The 14,476-nt window shown below is 71.8% G+C and carries 14 protein-coding genes; 5 read left to right on the forward strand and 9 right to left on the reverse strand.

Annotation, left to right across the window (positions count from 1 at the left end):
* The first annotated feature begins 89 nt into the window (after nucleotides 1-89).
* A complete protein-coding gene (locus tag KILIM_RS20180) occupies nucleotides 90-647 on the forward strand; it encodes an acyltransferase (RefSeq protein ID WP_006594609.1) in 558 nt (185 codons plus the stop codon).
* A gap of 22 nt (nucleotides 648-669) precedes the next feature.
* Here KILIM_RS20180 and KILIM_RS20185 read toward each other — a convergent pair whose 3' ends face one another.
* Genes KILIM_RS20185 through KILIM_RS20195 form a run of 3 tightly spaced genes read right to left on the reverse strand, consistent with a single transcriptional unit; the run spans nucleotide 670 to nucleotide 2,349 of the window.
* Nucleotides 670-1,191 (reverse strand): hypothetical protein, encoded by a 522-nt coding sequence (locus KILIM_RS20185; protein WP_157551855.1) that lies wholly within the window; start codon nucleotides 1,189-1,191, stop codon nucleotides 670-672.
* Entirely contained in the window at nucleotides 1,110-1,679 is a 570-nt protein-coding gene (locus KILIM_RS20190; protein WP_040563965.1) for a hypothetical protein, read from the reverse strand. The genes KILIM_RS20185 and KILIM_RS20190 overlap by 82 nt, the downstream gene beginning before the upstream one ends.
* Before the next feature lie 22 nt (nucleotides 1,680-1,701).
* Nucleotides 1,702-2,349, reverse strand: coding sequence for an acyltransferase (locus tag KILIM_RS20195; RefSeq protein WP_246308454.1), 648 nt, complete (start codon nucleotides 2,347-2,349; stop codon nucleotides 1,702-1,704).
* A gap of 24 nt (nucleotides 2,350-2,373) precedes the next feature.
* On the opposite strand from KILIM_RS20195, the gene KILIM_RS20200 reads away from it, so the two are divergent.
* Nucleotides 2,374-3,342: a glycosyltransferase family 2 protein gene (locus KILIM_RS20200; RefSeq protein WP_006594613.1), complete on the forward strand. Its 969-nt coding sequence runs from the start codon at nucleotides 2,374-2,376 to the stop codon at nucleotides 3,340-3,342.
* An 89-nt stretch (nucleotides 3,343-3,431) separates the two neighbouring features.
* Here the strand turns inward: KILIM_RS20200 and KILIM_RS20205 are convergent, their stop codons facing one another.
* From KILIM_RS20205 to KILIM_RS20215, 3 genes are read right to left on the reverse strand one after another with little or no spacing between them, the layout of a single operon-like run.
* Complete coding sequence (locus KILIM_RS20205; RefSeq protein WP_006594614.1) at nucleotides 3,432-4,364, reverse strand: glycosyltransferase family 2 protein; 933 nt, start codon at nucleotides 4,362-4,364, stop codon at nucleotides 3,432-3,434.
* A 22-nt stretch (nucleotides 4,365-4,386) separates the two neighbouring features.
* The gene (locus KILIM_RS20210) at nucleotides 4,387-5,856 is read right to left on the reverse strand and encodes an O-antigen ligase family protein (RefSeq protein WP_006594615.1); all 1,470 of its coding nucleotides are present in this window, start codon (nucleotides 5,854-5,856) and stop codon (nucleotides 4,387-4,389) included.
* Nucleotides 5,856-6,602, reverse strand: coding sequence for a hypothetical protein (locus KILIM_RS20215; RefSeq protein WP_006594616.1), 747 nt, complete (start codon nucleotides 6,600-6,602; stop codon nucleotides 5,856-5,858). Before KILIM_RS20215 ends, KILIM_RS20210 begins: the two co-directional genes overlap by 1 nt.
* A 123-nt stretch (nucleotides 6,603-6,725) precedes the next feature.
* Here KILIM_RS20215 and KILIM_RS20220 point away from each other — a divergent pair, with 123 nt between their 5' ends.
* Nucleotides 6,726-7,646: a heparin lyase I family protein gene (locus KILIM_RS20220; protein ID WP_006594617.1), complete on the forward strand. Its 921-nt coding sequence runs from the start codon at nucleotides 6,726-6,728 to the stop codon at nucleotides 7,644-7,646.
* A gap of 74 nt (nucleotides 7,647-7,720) precedes the next feature.
* Here the strand turns inward: KILIM_RS20220 and KILIM_RS20225 are convergent, their stop codons facing one another.
* Nucleotides 7,721-9,019 carry a malectin domain-containing carbohydrate-binding protein gene (locus KILIM_RS20225; protein WP_006594618.1) on the reverse strand — a complete coding sequence of 433 codons (1,299 nt, stop codon included), beginning with the start codon at nucleotides 9,017-9,019 and terminating at the stop codon, nucleotides 7,721-7,723.
* Between the two features lie 314 nt (nucleotides 9,020-9,333).
* Between KILIM_RS20225 and KILIM_RS20230 the strand changes: the two genes are divergently transcribed.
* Nucleotides 9,334-10,737 carry a glycosyltransferase family 4 protein gene (locus KILIM_RS20230; RefSeq protein WP_006594619.1) on the forward strand — a complete coding sequence of 468 codons (1,404 nt, stop codon included), beginning with the start codon at nucleotides 9,334-9,336 and terminating at the stop codon, nucleotides 10,735-10,737.
* Between the two features lie 90 nt (nucleotides 10,738-10,827).
* Entirely contained in the window at nucleotides 10,828-11,781 is a 954-nt protein-coding gene (locus KILIM_RS20235) for an ATP-grasp fold amidoligase family protein (protein ID WP_006594620.1), read from the forward strand.
* A 170-nt stretch (nucleotides 11,782-11,951) separates the two neighbouring features.
* Here KILIM_RS20235 and istB read toward each other — a convergent pair whose 3' ends face one another.
* Together istB and istA are read right to left on the reverse strand one after the other, a co-directional pair.
* Complete coding sequence (gene istB / locus KILIM_RS20240) at nucleotides 11,952-12,752, reverse strand: IS21-like element helper ATPase IstB (RefSeq protein WP_006594621.1); 801 nt, start codon at nucleotides 12,750-12,752, stop codon at nucleotides 11,952-11,954.
* Complete coding sequence (gene istA, locus KILIM_RS25310) at nucleotides 12,749-14,311, reverse strand: IS21 family transposase (RefSeq protein WP_040563966.1); 1,563 nt, start codon at nucleotides 14,309-14,311, stop codon at nucleotides 12,749-12,751. Before istA ends, istB begins: the two co-directional genes overlap by 4 nt.
* Between the last annotated feature and the right edge of the window lie 165 nt (nucleotides 14,312-14,476).

The following is a 14,476-nucleotide window of genomic DNA, read 5'->3' on the forward strand; positions in this document are numbered from 1 at the left end:
CGCGACGAGCCGGGCGAGCTCGCGCCGCCCCGTCTGCCGCAGTTCGCCCGCGCGGCGGCCCACCACCGCCCGACCCTCAGGAGCCGACCATGCCGCTGAAGGATCTCGTCCGGGGACTGCGCGACGGACCGCTGGCCCGCGAACGCTGGCGGCGCGCCCACCGGGAGGCGTGGATCACCAGCGAGGTGCTCTTTCGCGGTGACCCGGCGCGCGCCCGCCTCGGGGCCGCCGTCGCGATCAAGGGCCCGACGGTCATCGCCGTCACCGACGGCCCGGGCGCGCAGGAGGCGCGGCTGGAGATCGGGCCGCGCACGTACATCGGCGAGTTCAACAACATCCGCTGCGCCGGGGCTCCGATCCTCATCGGTGCCGACTGCCTGATCAGCCAGCACGTGACGATCGTCGGCACGAATCACGGGGTGGCGCCGGGCAGCCTCATCGTCGACCAGCCCTGGACGGGCTCCGGCGTCGTGGTCGGCGACGACGTGTGGGTGGGGGCCGGTGCGGTGCTGCTGCCGGGGGCGCGGATCGGCGCCGGGGCGGTCGTGGCGGCCAACGCCGTCGTGCGCGGAAGCGTGGCGCCCGGCTGCATCGTCGGCGGTGTGCCCGCGCGGGTCATCGGCCGCCGCGAGGTCACCGCGACCTGAAATAGCCCACCTTTGTGTGCGATCAGGGTGAGATGACCTGGGCACGCACTCGGGGCAGCCACTCGTGCGCGTCGGTGCGCCGACCGGGCTCCACGGCATCGGCGCGCACCTGCGCGGGCGAGCGCTCGGCCAGGGAGTCGGCGGCGCGCAGAACGTCCGGATGGACGTCGGGCGGCAGTTTGCGGGCGAACGGCGCGGGACTGCGGCGCGCCAGGGTGTCGAGGACCCGCGCGTCGAGCCACTCGGGCCGGCCCTGACCAGGTCGGAAGATCTGCGCGCTCGTCTCGGCGTGCCCGATGCGCAACCCCGGGGTGTCGTGCAGCACCGACGGCAGGTAGACCTCGTCGGGCAGCTTGGCGCGCTCGAAGAACCGGCGCGTGCGTCGGTCGTCGCGGTCGCGGGCCAGCGCTGCGTCGACGGCGGTGGCCCGCAACGTCATCCACTGCGCGCATTTGGTGACCGTCAGCGGCGGTGGCGTGCGCCGCGGCAGGCCCACCCAGAAGCGGTCGTCGTCGGGCTGCCCAGAACTGTGTGCGTAAGCCATGGGGCCAGCGCCTCCCCCGCCCGGTTGAGGCCGAAGCGCAGGCCCCGATCGAGCAAGGGCCAGCGGGTGCGGGGCGCATCCCGCACCCACCACCGGTTCGTCACGGTCCACGGCTGGGAGGGCAGCGGCGAGAGCAACGCGTCGACCTGCGCGGCGCGCACCTGCGCCTCCCACGCCGCGAGATCGCGGATCGGATAGTCCTGACCGGAGATGTCGACGAACCACGCTGCATCGCTGACCCCGCGGGCGAACGCCAGGGCCCCCAACACCATCTGCACCTGGGTCCAATCGCCCCACCGCACGTCGACTCGGGACCGCAGCGGCACCGCACCGGCCGCGCGCACCGCCGCGGGGTCGAGATAGTCGGGGCGGTGATACCGAACGACGACATCGCAGGTCGGCGACAACTCGCGCAGGCGCCGCACGATGCGCAGCAGGCCGGACGGATCGGTGTGCGCCAGCACGACGTAACAGAAGGAGCCGGACACGCCACCCACTCCTGCTGCTCCCTCAGAGGCCCGGAGGCAGGCGGGTCGCGCCGGAGCGGCGACCGATGGGCTTGGCGGGAACGCCACCGACGATGTCGCCCGCCTCGACGTCGTGAGTCACGACGCCACCGGCGGCGACGACCGCACCGTCTCCGATGCGCACTCCCGGCAGCAGCGTGACGCCGACCCCGAGCCAGACGTCGTTGCCGATGAGCACGGGCAGGTCGGGGGCCATGCCCTGGGAGTTCATCGGGCGGCTGTCGTCGTCGTAGATGTGCTCGTGACTGACGATGACGCAGCGGGGGCCGATCATCACGTCGTCGCCGATCCGCACCGTGCCCAGCACCATCGACTCCACGCCGATGCCGCTGCGGTCCCCCAAACTCACGCCCGCGCCGGAGCCGAAGTACACGCCTTTGTCGACATTCGTGTCGACGCCCAGATGATCGAAAAGCGAAGCGCACGCCCAGGTGCGCATCGACCGCCCGATAAAACCCAGCGGCGACCGTTTACGCGGCATCCGGGAAGCCACGAGGTAGTAGACAGCGTATTTGATGAGGCGCTGCGGCGAAAAGCGCCGACGCATCGGCAGCTGGGCCCACGCCCACGGCTCTACGCCCGGCCGTGTCATCGCCGAGCCGCCCGGTCGGCGCGTATGCTCGAACGGCAATGCGGTTGAGCATGAGAGGAATTCATGTCGTCTGTCGCTCCCCCACTGGTCAGTGTCCTCATCCCCGCCTACAACGCCGAACGCACGATCGGTGCGGCGATCACGGGGGCCCTCACCCAGACCTACGCGTCCGTCGAAGTCGTCGTGGTCGACGACGGCTCAACCGATCGCACCCGTGACATCTGCGAATCATACGGCGATCTCATCACTTTCGCGTCCATTGCCAACTCCGGTACAGCGAATGCGAGGAATATCGCAGCGGGGCTGGCTCGCGGCGATTTCTTTGCCTTGTGTGACTCCGACGACATCCTGCTGCCGCCGCATGTGAGCACGCTCATGGCGGCCTACACGAACGCGGGCGGTGGGCGTCGCTTCGCACACGCCGACGCCTACTTCTTGACCCCCACCGGCATGGGCCACGGCCGCACGATCATGTACGGGCGCACCCCCTCGCCGCGCGAGCAGCGGCTGCGGCTGCTCGAGGCCAACTACGTGTCGATCTTCGCGCTCATGCCGGCGCAGCTGTTCACCGAGCTCGGCGGCTTCGACACCGACCTCTACCTGGAGGACTGGGACCTGTGGCTGCGGGCGGTCTTCGGTGGCTGGGAGGTCGTGGGCAGCCACGCCGCGCACGCCCTGTACCGACAGGTCGTCGCCACGAAGTCCTCCGACCGCACCCGCGTCTTCGAGGGCGAGCGCGCCGTGCTGCGCGCGATCGCGGCCAGGGCCGACCTGGCCCCCGACGAGCGCGACTACCTGCGCCGACGCCTGGCCGCCGACTCCCCGCGGGCTCTGCACGACGACGCCGAGTCCGCCCTGCGCAGCGGCGACTATGCCGCGGCGCGAGAGTTGTTCACCCGGTCGGCCCAGTTGTGGAGCACCAACCGCACCCTGCAGACCAAGGCCTGGCTCATGCGCCGTCCGCTGGTGCCCGCGCTGTGGCGTCGCCGCCTGGGCGGGGTCGATCAACGCCTGGGTCGCACCCCGCGCTGACCGCCGGTCCGTCAGTCTCGGCGCCCGTCTCGGCGCCAGTCTCAGCGCCCGGCTCGGCGCCCATCTCAGCGCCCGGCTCGGCGCCCATCTCAGCGTCGAGGCACCGGCGGCCGCCACGCCGGCTCCTGCCGCTCTTCCCAGCGCCGCACGGCGCGCTCCTTGCCCAGGGCCAGCGATTCGAGCTGGAAGCGCCGTAGCTGGCGACGGAACTCGGGGCCCTGCGAGCGCGGTTCCCGGGTGACGAACGCCCGCAGGTAGCCCGCGGCCACGTTGGCGGCGCCGATGACGCGCGGCTCGTCGCGCGCGCGGGCCAGCACGCTCGCCGCCACGAACACCGGGTGGCTGCCCATCAGATACTGCCCGCGCCCGTGTCGCCGCTTACCGCGCAGCATCCCTCGGTCGCTGGAGCCCATGGGCCGCAGGTGCACGAACCGCAGCGCCGGCTCGTCGAAGGCCCGGGCGCGCCAGCCCTTGACCCGCGCGCTGTGGCAGTCGATCCCGTCCCACATGAGCACCGGCACGAAGCCGCCGATGTCGCGGAACGCCGCGACTCGGTAGAACTTGCTCATGCCGACGGTGATCTCGAAGGAGCCGCGCTCCGGGACCAAGCCTTCGGCGGATTCGGTGCACGCGATGCCGCTGGCGCTGGCCAGCCGCGGGTCGGCCGCCATCTTGTCCATGAGCACCGCGAAGTAGGTCGGCGGCAGGTCGAGGTCCATGTCGAGCTTGACGACGAAGTCGAAGTCGTCGAGGTCGATGGTGGCCAGGCCGGCGTCGAAGGCGTGCACGACGGCGGGCCCCAGCACCCGGGTGGCCCGCGGCGGCAGCGTCAGCACCCGCAGGTAGGAGTGTTGTGCGGCGAACTCGGCGAGGATCGCCGGGGTGGCGTCGGTGGAGCCGTCGTCGACGACGACCCACAGCGCGGGCGGCTCGCTCTGGGCGGCGACCGAGTCCAGCGTGCGCTGCAGGTACCGCGCCTCGTCGCGGCAGGGCGAGATGATGACGTAGCGGCGACCGGTCATGGTGGATTCCTCCGCGGTGGGATCAGACGGTTTGGCGTCGACGGTCGTGACGCCGCACCCGGCGTCCGGACGGGGTGGGGCCCTCGCGCGGCGGGTTCGGGGCCGGCGACCCACCGGGCGGCGAGGCCAGCGGTTGCCCCGGAAGGTGCGCATACCCCAGCCGGCGGTGGTCGGCGACGATCCCCAGGCCGAGCCAGAGGATGGCTGTCGGGAAGGCGTACTTGATCGGCACGAGCATCGCCACGGTCGACCACATGACCACGTAGACCAGGGCCGCGACCCGCCAGTCGTGCAACGGGCCGTCGCGGGTGCGCGGGCCGTGCCAGGCCGCCCATCCGGCGTACAGCAGCGTGAGCAGCCACAGGCCCACCCCGGGCAGTCCGAGTTCGGCGGCGTAGCCGAGCAGCACGTTGTGCACGTCGATGCCCATGTTGGTGATGGGGTACTCCGGGTCCTGCCAGACCCACTCTTCCTGCACCTGGTGGAAGCGGTTGAGCCCGACTCCGGCAACCGGCTGGGCCAGGACGACCCGGACGGCCGCGTCGTTGGCGTTGAACCGGTCGTAGACCGAACGCGCGGTCTGCGCCCGGGCGCTGACCTCCTGGCCGATGGTGCTGGAGACCGAGAGGAAGCCGGCCGTAGCCAGGCCCACCACGGCCGTCGCGACGATGAGGCGCCCCCGCACCCGCGGCTCGGCGACGATGACGACGAGCACCCCGAGCACGAGCGCCAGCCACATCGAGCGGGTCAGCGTGAAGAACACTCCGCCGATGCACGCCAGCGCCGCCAGGGCCCCCAGACCCCGGCGCAGGCCGCGACTGCGCGCCGCGTAGAGCGCGCTCGGATAGAGGCAGGCCAGCAGCGCGAGCCCGTTGCTGCCGACCTGTTGGGAAGGGCCCAGGGCGCGACCGAAGTGCGGGTGGGAGGGGTCGACGATGCCAGCGGGCACGACGAGCCAGTACTGGTGCAGCCCCTCGGCAACGGAGATATAGCCCAGATAGAGGCCGAGGATCGTCAGCGCGCGCAGCAGCACGTGCCGCCGCGCCCGGGTCGCGTACACCAGCGGGGCGAGCAGAAAGAGCAGGAAGGGCACGATGCCGATCGCGTCGAGCAGCGCGAACACGGCAGTGGGGTCGTTCTGCGGCCCGAACCAGATCAGCGAGCCGATGCACCAGGCGACGACCGCCGCCATGAGCACGTGGATGCCGGCCAGGTGGGGGCGGCTGTGGCGCAGGTCGGGGTGCAGCAGCAGCGCCACGACCCCGGCGGCCAGCGCGACCCGGTCCGGGGGCACGGGCAGGCCGTAGAGCCCGCTGCTGCCGGACATGAACTGCAGCACGACCGCCAGCGTGACCAGGTGCACGTACAGCGGCACGCCCGCATCGGTGCTCGCCGCGGCCGCCCCGGTGGGCGGGTCGCCCGCGGCCGCGCCGTCGGGCGACTCCCCGGCCGGCGAGCCGAGCGAGTCCCCGGCGACCTCCCGGCTGCTCATCAGCGGCGGGCGCGCGCCAGCACGACACCTGCTGCCAGCAGCAGCGCCACCCCGGCCCCGCCGGCGAAGGCGCCCAGCAGGGCGGCCCTGGGTGCCGCGGTATCCGTCACCACGGCCTCCGAGACGACCGTGACCCCAGCCGAATTGCTCAGCGAGGCCCGCAGGTTGTCGCGCACCGACTCGGCCGCGGCGTCGACCCGCACCTGGGCCAGGGCGGCCTGCCCCGCGGCCTCTCCGGCCGCGGCCGCGGGCCCTGTGGCCGCGGCGGTGGCCCGGGTTTGAGCGGTCTGCAACTCGGTCTGGGCCCGCAGGTAGGCCTGCGCCAGCGCGTCGTCCTCCTCCTGTCCGCGCGCCTTGTTGGCGGTCTCGATGAGGTTGACGGCGGCCTCGTTCGCCGCGGCGATCGCGGCCGCGTCGTCGGGCGCGGTGGCCCGCACTCGGATGATCGCCGAGTCGGGGATCGGGGAGGCGGTGATGGAGTCGTCGGCCGCGGCCGAGCCGATCAGCCGGGAGTACGTGGAGGCGAGCTGCTGGGTGGCCAGGGCGTAACCGGGCACGCTCTGGGCCCGCACGCTCTGGTCTCCGACGACGAGCCGCGACTCGGCGGTGACGCTCGTGCCGAGGTAGCGCAGGCCCGCGTAGGCGCCGCCGGCCGCACCCGCCACGACCAGCACGAGAAAGAACAACAGCGTCGGGACACTCAGGCGGTGTCGGGTCGTCGGGGGGCTCGACAGATCCACGCTCATCGGCGTCTCCTTTGCACGATTTCTTGCCCCCCGTGCGAATGTAGTTGATGGGGAACGAGTTCCAAGCACACGTCTGAGTCGGGCGAGCGTGTTTCGTGACGAAATCGACAATGGGAGGGGATCGTGACCTTCGCGCGCAGCGCACCCCGCAGGCGGCTCGGGGCCGCAGTCGCGGTGATGCTCGCGGCCACGCTGGCCCTGGCCGCCTGCTCCAGCGACCCGGCACCGACCGACACCACGACCGACAGCACGGCCGGCTCCGCTTCGGGCGACCCGACCGACCAGGGCGACGATGGTGGCCACGGCGCGGCGCCCGGGGCGGCGTCCGAGTTGACGGTCGGCGTGCGCGAGGGCCAGAACGGGGCGCTCAAACCCTGGTGGACCGGCACCTCGGTGCAGGCCGAGGTGCCGGCCGGGCTGGATTCGGCGGAGCGCTATCGCTCCGAGTTCTTCTGGAACTCCCCCGGCGGCCCGCAGATCAGGGTCGGCGAGGGCGATCGGCTGCGCTGCCGCCTCCAGCTCGCGCCGCATCTGGGCTCGGCCGGCCAGGACTCCGAGGTGTGGCAGGTGGTGTGGCAGCTGCACGGCCCGCAGCAGGACGGTTCGTGGCCCCAGCCGCCGCTGAATCTGCACGTGCGGGGCGGCACCTGGCGCATCGGCGGGGGCGCGGGGCGTGCCGGCGGACAGGCCGCCTACCACCGGCCGTTTCCAGAGTTCGTCGAAGGGCAGGCGGTCACCTGGGATCTCGACGTGCTCGTCTCCAGCGATCCGGCCACAGCCCGCGTCGATGCGTGGCTCGACGGCCGGCACGTCGTCGCAGATTGGCGCCCACCGTCGGGCACTCGCTATCCAGGCCAGCAGTGGCTGACGATGAAGTCCGGCCTCTACACCGGCGTCGACGAGGGTTCGGAGCCGCCCACCCAGCGCCGCTTCGTCAGCATTCAGCCGCTGGCCTGCGACATCACCCGCGCCAACCCGGCGACCACCGCGGCCACCTCGCCGGCCTCGCCCGATGCAACGACGGAGTCGGGGTCCGCTTCGTGACCCCGACTCCGCCCCCACATCTCCACACATCAGTGTGTGGGCAGCTCCCCCAAGCTCGTCACGTGTCGGCCTGCTCAGTTGAAGACGGCGGTGCGCGTGCCGGTCGGCGACGCGATCGTCATCGTCAGGCTCCGCTGCTCGACCCAGCGACTCCACGTCGGCGAGTTGGTGCCGGTGTACAGGCCCGACTTCACCGAGATCTCCTTGTGGGAGTACGCCCCAGAGTCGGTGTACATCGTGCCGGCGCGGGGCTTCCAGCGCTGCAGGTACGGCTCGCCGTCGATCCACACCGACACCCAGCCGCGGCCGGGCCCGTCGAGGAAGGTCTCGACCTTGAACGTGCGCCACTGATTCTCGGGTGCCGGGGCGTACGGCTGGTACCAGGTGCCGTGGTTGACCTGCCCGCCCGTGCTCGTCGGCACGTTGACGCCGCCGCCCACGCGGTAGGTGCCGTCCTGCCAGGCGATCGTGATGGGCGGCGAGGGCCAGGCGTTCTTCAAGGTCGGCCCGTGCAGCTGATACAGGGTGTGCCAGGTGGAGGGGTTCGGCTTGGTGCCGGTGGCCGGGTCGGAGAAGCTGTGCCGCATCTGGAAGGTCGTCGTCACGGTCGTGCCGCGGCTCAGGCGGAAGCGTCCCTCGACCGAATTGCCCCAGAACACCTCGGAGCGAGAATTGCCGGCGCCGGCCGCGAAGCGCAGCATGCCGTTGCCGGAGACGGGCTGCTCGCCGCCGCCGGACACGTCGGGATTGGTGGCGAGCAGACCGACGGTGGGGCCGGTGGGGGTGATCGGCGGGGTGTAGCCGGGCCCGCCGGCGGTGGGCACCTGAATGATCTCGATGGCGCTGACGAGCGGGCGGTTGACTCGGGCGACGAAGGACAGGTCGAGGGAGCCGTCCGCGACGGTCGTCGTGAAGATGCGCTCGTAGGCGGTCGCCTGCGCCCCGACCGCGGCGAAGATGTCGATGTTCTGCAGCGCCAGCTTGCCCTCGGAGAGCACATTGAACACCCGCTTGCCCGGGGCGCTGTGGTAGTCCTCCGCCATGAGCAGGCGGACCTGGTAGTTGCCGTTGGGCACGGCCCGCTTGAAGCCGGTCATCCCCCACACGTTGGACTGGTACAGGATGTCGTCGTTCGTGCCGGCGATCGGCTTGTCCTTGAGGTTGTCGGAGCGGCCGAGGGCGCCGACGAAGCCGGAGCGGGCCGACCAGGTCTGGCCGGCACTGTCCACGACCGCGGACCAGCGAGCGTTGATGCGGGCGTTGACGACGGTGTGGGAGTTGGCGTGGGCGGGGACGAGGGGCACCGCCGCGAGGGCGGCGATCGTCAAGGCCCCGAGGCCTGTGGTCAGCAAAGTGCGGGCGCGCGAGCGCATGAAACACCATTCCTTAGTCGAGGTCCTCGCCCGCGACGAGCCGTCGGTTCCTCGGCTCCATGGGACAGACGTGCGCAGGACCTGCCATCCGTGACAGGCGGCGTTCGCGACGCTGCGAACACCACCGGCGAGAGCGAGCCGTCTTTACGACTTCTTTACTCACCCCGCTGCCCCACCCATCGTCGGCACCCGGGCCATCTTGAGCCGGGCCCGGTGTCCGATTCGTGGGGGTTAGAGCATATCGCCGCTGCTCACGGACTCGCGTGGCGCCCAGCTGCCCCACCTGCCAGGCCGATTCACCGACAGGAGTTGCGATGATCGCGCGCCGACCCGACCGCCTCGCCGTGGCCTACCTCACCAGCCGTTATCCGGCCCTCTCCCACACCTTCATCGAACGGGAGGTGCAGGGGTTGCGCGACCAGGGAGTGCGCGTGGAGACGTTCACCGTGCGCCCGGCCCCACCGGACTCGCTGGTGACGCCGCAGTTGCGCGAGCAGGCCGCGCGCACCCGCCCGCTGCTCGGAGCGGGCGCCGGCACCTGGCTGCGCGCACACCTGGCCTTGGCGGTGCGCCATCCCGGGGTGTGGGGCGCGGGACTGTCGCGGGCGCTGCGCACCGGGCCGCTGTCGCCGCGGGCGCGACTGTGGCAGGTGTTCTACTTCGCCGAGGCGGTCGTGTTGCTACAGCACCTGCGCCGGCTCGGCATCCGGCACGTGCACGCGCACTTCGTCAATGTTGCCTCGGACGTCGCCCGGCACACGGCGGCATTGGGTCGTGACCTGCAGGGCCCGCAGGCCGGTTGGCGCTGGTCGTTCACGATGCACGGCCCGACAGGCTTCGAGTCGGTCAAGGCCGTCGATCTGGCGGCCAAGACGCGCGAGGCCGACGGCGTGTCGTGCATCACCGACTATTGCCGCAGCCAGCTCATGGCGTTGGTCGACCCGCCGCATTGGGAGCGGATGCGGGTCGTACACATGACGGTCGACGCCCACACCTACCACCCCCCGTCGCGGCCTCGGGCGCACGTTGGGCCGCTGCGGCTGCTGTTCGTCGGTCGCCTCGTGCCGCAGAAGGGGCCCTCGGTGCTGCTCGATGCCATCGACCTGCTGCGCCGGCAGGGGGTCGACGTGCACGCGCGCATCGTCGGTGCCGGGCCGCTGGCCGACGACCTGGCTCTGCAGGTGCAGCGGCGCGACCTGGGCGGGCGCGTCGAGTTGACGGGGCCGCTGGGTCAGGACCGGCTGCCGCAGCTGTACCGCGAGGCCGATCTGTTCGTGCTGCCGAGCTTTGCCGAGGGGCTGCCGGTCGTGCTCATGGAGGCGATGGCGACGGGCCTGCCGGTCGTGACGACTCAGATCGCCGGCGTCAACGAGCTGGTGACCGACGGCACGCACGGGCGGATCGTCGCCGCGGGCCGGGCCGACCTGCTGGCCGCGGCCATCGCGGGCCTGGCGTCGGACCCGGCGAAGCGTGAGCGCATGGGTGAGGCCGCCCGGGAGGCGGTGCTCGCCGGATTCACCCTCGAAGCGGGGGCGGCGGCCGCCAGAGACTTCATCGCCGGCGTGCAGGGGGTGCAGGGGGTCGAGGGGGTCGTGCAGCCAGCGGGCTCGGCGGCGGACTCGGCGGCGGGTTCGGCGGCGGATCGCCCCCGACACGAACCGGGCCGGCCGACGCGCCGGGAGCGAATCCGCCTCCGGGTCAAGGGTGTTCGGCGGTAATCTGACGGCAACGCACGGGTGGCACGGCCGGTCCCTGGCCGGTCTGGCCGCTGGCGCCCCCTTCGATCGCTCGCCAAAGGCGCCCTACCTATGTCCCCAGCCCGACCGCCGACTCGCTCCCTGGCCACGCGCCTCCACGGGCGGGCGACGATGGTGCGCCGCCGCGCGCAGGGGCGGTGGGCGACCCCGGCGATCCTGCGCCGGCGCTTCCGCGAGTTCACCGGCGGCGAGCTCGATCCGCTGCAGCCGCGGACCATGTCGGAGAAGGTCTTCGCCCGCATGTATCTCATGGATCGGCACAACGACACCTCTGCGCGACCGCTCGTCGACAAGCTGACCGTGCGCGAGGTCATCGGGCGGGTCGTCGGCGACGAGCACCTCGTGCCGCTGCTGTGGTCCGGCGACCAGGCCGAGGCCATCCCGTTCGAGACGGTGGAGCACCCGAGCATCCTCAAGCCCACGCACATGACCGGCGGGGTCATCCGCATCGATGACGGGCTCAACGTCGCCGCGGCCCGCCGAGACGCCCGGGGCTGGCTGCGCGAGGACCTCTATTGGCCGGGCCGGGAGTTCCAGTACTACCGGCTGCCCCGGCGCCTCATGATCGAGGGCTTCCTGAGCGACGGCATCCCGCACGGCCCGCTGGACTACAGCGTGTGGTGCTTCCACGGGCGGCCGCAGCTGGTGCAGTTGCGCAACCACACCCGCGACATCAACCACTTCGTAGACCTCGACTTCCGGCAGATCGAGGTCTACCGCCCCGGCGCTCGCGATGAGCGAGTGCCGCGGCCCGCCAGGTGGACCGACATCCTCGAGATCGCGCGCGCCTTGGCCGAGCCGTTCGAGTTCGTCCGGGTCGACTGCTACGCCGTCGGGGACCACGTGTACGTCGGCGAGCTGACGTTCACGCCCGCCGGTGGCCGGCTGCGCTTCGCCTCCCCCGAGCATGACGAGCGCATCGGCGCCCTGTGGAGCTTCGACCCCGCCGCCCCAGTGCTCGACGTGGCGCGCTTCCCAGCGTTCCGCACCTCCGCACACGGCTGAGCGCGCCGAGTTGCCACTCCCGCAGGCCCCCGCGCCTGCCAGGCGCGCCGAGTCGTCACTTTTGTGAGAATGACAAGTCCATTTGGCCCCGCTGTGCTGTTTTGATTTGGCCCCACCCTCGGGGTTGCTGAGGCATGTTGGTTTTGCTCGGTCGCCGGGGTTGGGCGGGGTCAGCTTGGTGGGGTCACCTCCTGGCGGGTGCGGGTGGTGGCGAGTCGGTAGGACTGGGTGCCGGTGTTGATGATGTGGGCGTTGAAGGTGAGCCGGTCGACGACGGCGGCGGCCAGTCGGGGGTCGGTGAAGGTGTTGCCCCACTCGCTGAACGGGGCGTTAGAAGCGCAGGCGATGGAGGCTCGTTCCTCGCGGGCGGTGATGATCTGGAAGAGCAGCTCGGCCCCGCGGGGGTCGAGGTGGACGTAGCCGATCTCGTCCAGGCACAGCAGGTCCAGTCGTGCGTACCTGTTCACCACCCGGGTGAGCTGCTTGTCGTCGGCGGCCTCGGTCAGTTCGTTGACCAGGGCCGCGGTGGTGATGTAGCGGACCCGGTGACCCTGCTCGGCCGCGGCCATGCCCAGGGCGATGAGCAGATGCGTCTTGCCGGTTCCGGAGTCGCCGAGCAGCACCAGCGGTTGCCCGGCCTCGATCCAGGCACCGCCGCCCAGGTGGGCCAGGGTCGCTGCGGGCAGGTCGGGCAGGCGGGCGGGGTCGAAGTCGGACAGGCGTTTGTGGCGGGGGAACTTGGCCTCGTTGATCCGGCGTTGCCGGCGCCGGTGCTCACGGTCGTCGCACTCGGCGGAGAGCACCTCGGCCAGGAACGCCAGGTGGGTCAGGCGGGCCTTGGCCGCCGCGGTCGCGTACCGGGCGGCTTCCTCCCGCACGGTCGGCAGCCCCAGGGCCTTGGCGGCCGCGGTGACCGCGGCCTGGGCCGCGTCGGCACCGAGCGCGGTGACCGCTGGCGTGGCCGCGCTCATGCTCCGGCCCCGGTGAGCAGCTGGTCGTAGGAACCCAGGCAGGGCGCCGGCCGGTGGACCAGGGCCGCTGGTGGGGCACCCTCGGGCACGGGCACCGGCGGCGGGCTGGGTGGGCTGGTCGCCGCGTGCAGGAACCGCCGGGCGGTCATGGCGATGACGTCGGCGTCGAAGACCCCAGCCGCCGTGGCCTCGGTGATCCCGGCCAGGACGGCACCGGTGGGCAGGGTGCGGTGCAGCAGCAGCGCCTCGATCAACGCCCTGGTGCCGCCGCTGTCACCCAAGCGTGCACGGGCGGCCTTCCAGTACGCCTCGTGGGTCGGGGTGAATGTCTTGTTCGCCCGGGCGGTCGCCAACGCGCTCGAGCCGGCCAGGGCGCCGGGTTTGCGGGTCAGGACCTCCAGGTAGTGGTCCAGTACCAGGTCCTGGGAGCCCTTGTGCAGGGAGCGGACGTGCTCGGCCACCAGGCTGCCACCCTGGAGTACCCGGACGGTGGTGGCGCCGAGCGCGACGTCCAGCCGTTGACCGGCGTAGCGGGCCGGGACCGAGTAGTACGACTGGCGCACACACACCCTCGCCTTGGCGTCCACCCGCACCGACAGCGCCGCCGAAGCGTCGAACGGGGTCGGTGGCAACGCCAGCAGCAGCGGCGCCTCGACCGCGAACATGGCCCCGACCGTGACCGGGCGGGCACCGATGCGGCGGGCGTCGTCACGGGCGTCGGCCGCGGCCATCGCCTCGTTCAACGCGGACAGGGAGCCCACGTGCGGGACCGGGGTCAGGTGCCGGCGGCGGAACCGGCCGATCTCTCCCTCGACCCCGCCCTTCTCGTGCGCGCCCTCGATCCCGGGCTGGCAGTAGAAGGAGTCGAAGCCGTAGTGCGACCGCAACGCCACGAAGCGAGGGTGCTCGAACCGTTCCCGACCCAACGCGCACCGGATCACCGCGGGCTTGAGGTTGTCGTAGCGGATCATCCCGCTCGGTGTCCCACCGAACGCGGCGAACGCGCGCACGTGCCCGTCCAGGAAAGACTCCTGGGCCTGGTTGGCGTAGGCGTAGTGGAACGCACGGCCGGAGTGCGACAGGCGCATGCAGAACATCCACAGCCGCAGCATCACCCCGCCTATGCTGGCGCGGAACTCACCGAAGTCGACCTCGGCCTCCTCACCCGGCGGGTGCTCCTGGACGATCATCACCTGGGCCCGAGACCCGGCGACCTCGGCACGAAGACCCGCCACGAGGTTGCGCACCGTGGACTCGGCCACCACCGCTCCTTCCTCCTCCATCAGCCGCTGCCACACCCGGCGGGCGGTGTGCCGCTGCTTGCGCGGCGCGTCCAGGTCCTGCGTCAACCAGGACCGCACGAGCTCCACGTGCGCACCCGTGACCGGCGCCTCACGCTCGGGCACCTTCCGGGGCGGTGGGACCGCGTCAGCCAACGCCGCACGCACCGTGCGCCGGTGCACCCGGTGCTTCCTGGCGAGCTCTCTGACCGACAGGCCTTCATCGCGCCGGTCGCGTCGGATACGTTCAAACTGCTCCACTCTCGATCTCTCCTTCACCCTCCACACCTCCGTGATCGCCTTGGCAGACGATCCGGACAATAGAGGGAAGTTCGGGGTCGAGGGTGGGGCCACTTCAGACCAGCACTACGCCTCCAAGTGGGGCCACTTCAGACTGGCACACTCACTTTTGCGGCCGAGTTGCCACTCCCGCAGGCCCCCGCG

It is taken from the genome of Kineosphaera limosa NBRC 100340 (assembly GCF_000298215.1).
GTDB classification, from domain to species: Bacteria; Actinomycetota; Actinomycetes; order Actinomycetales; family Dermatophilaceae; genus Kineosphaera; species Kineosphaera limosa.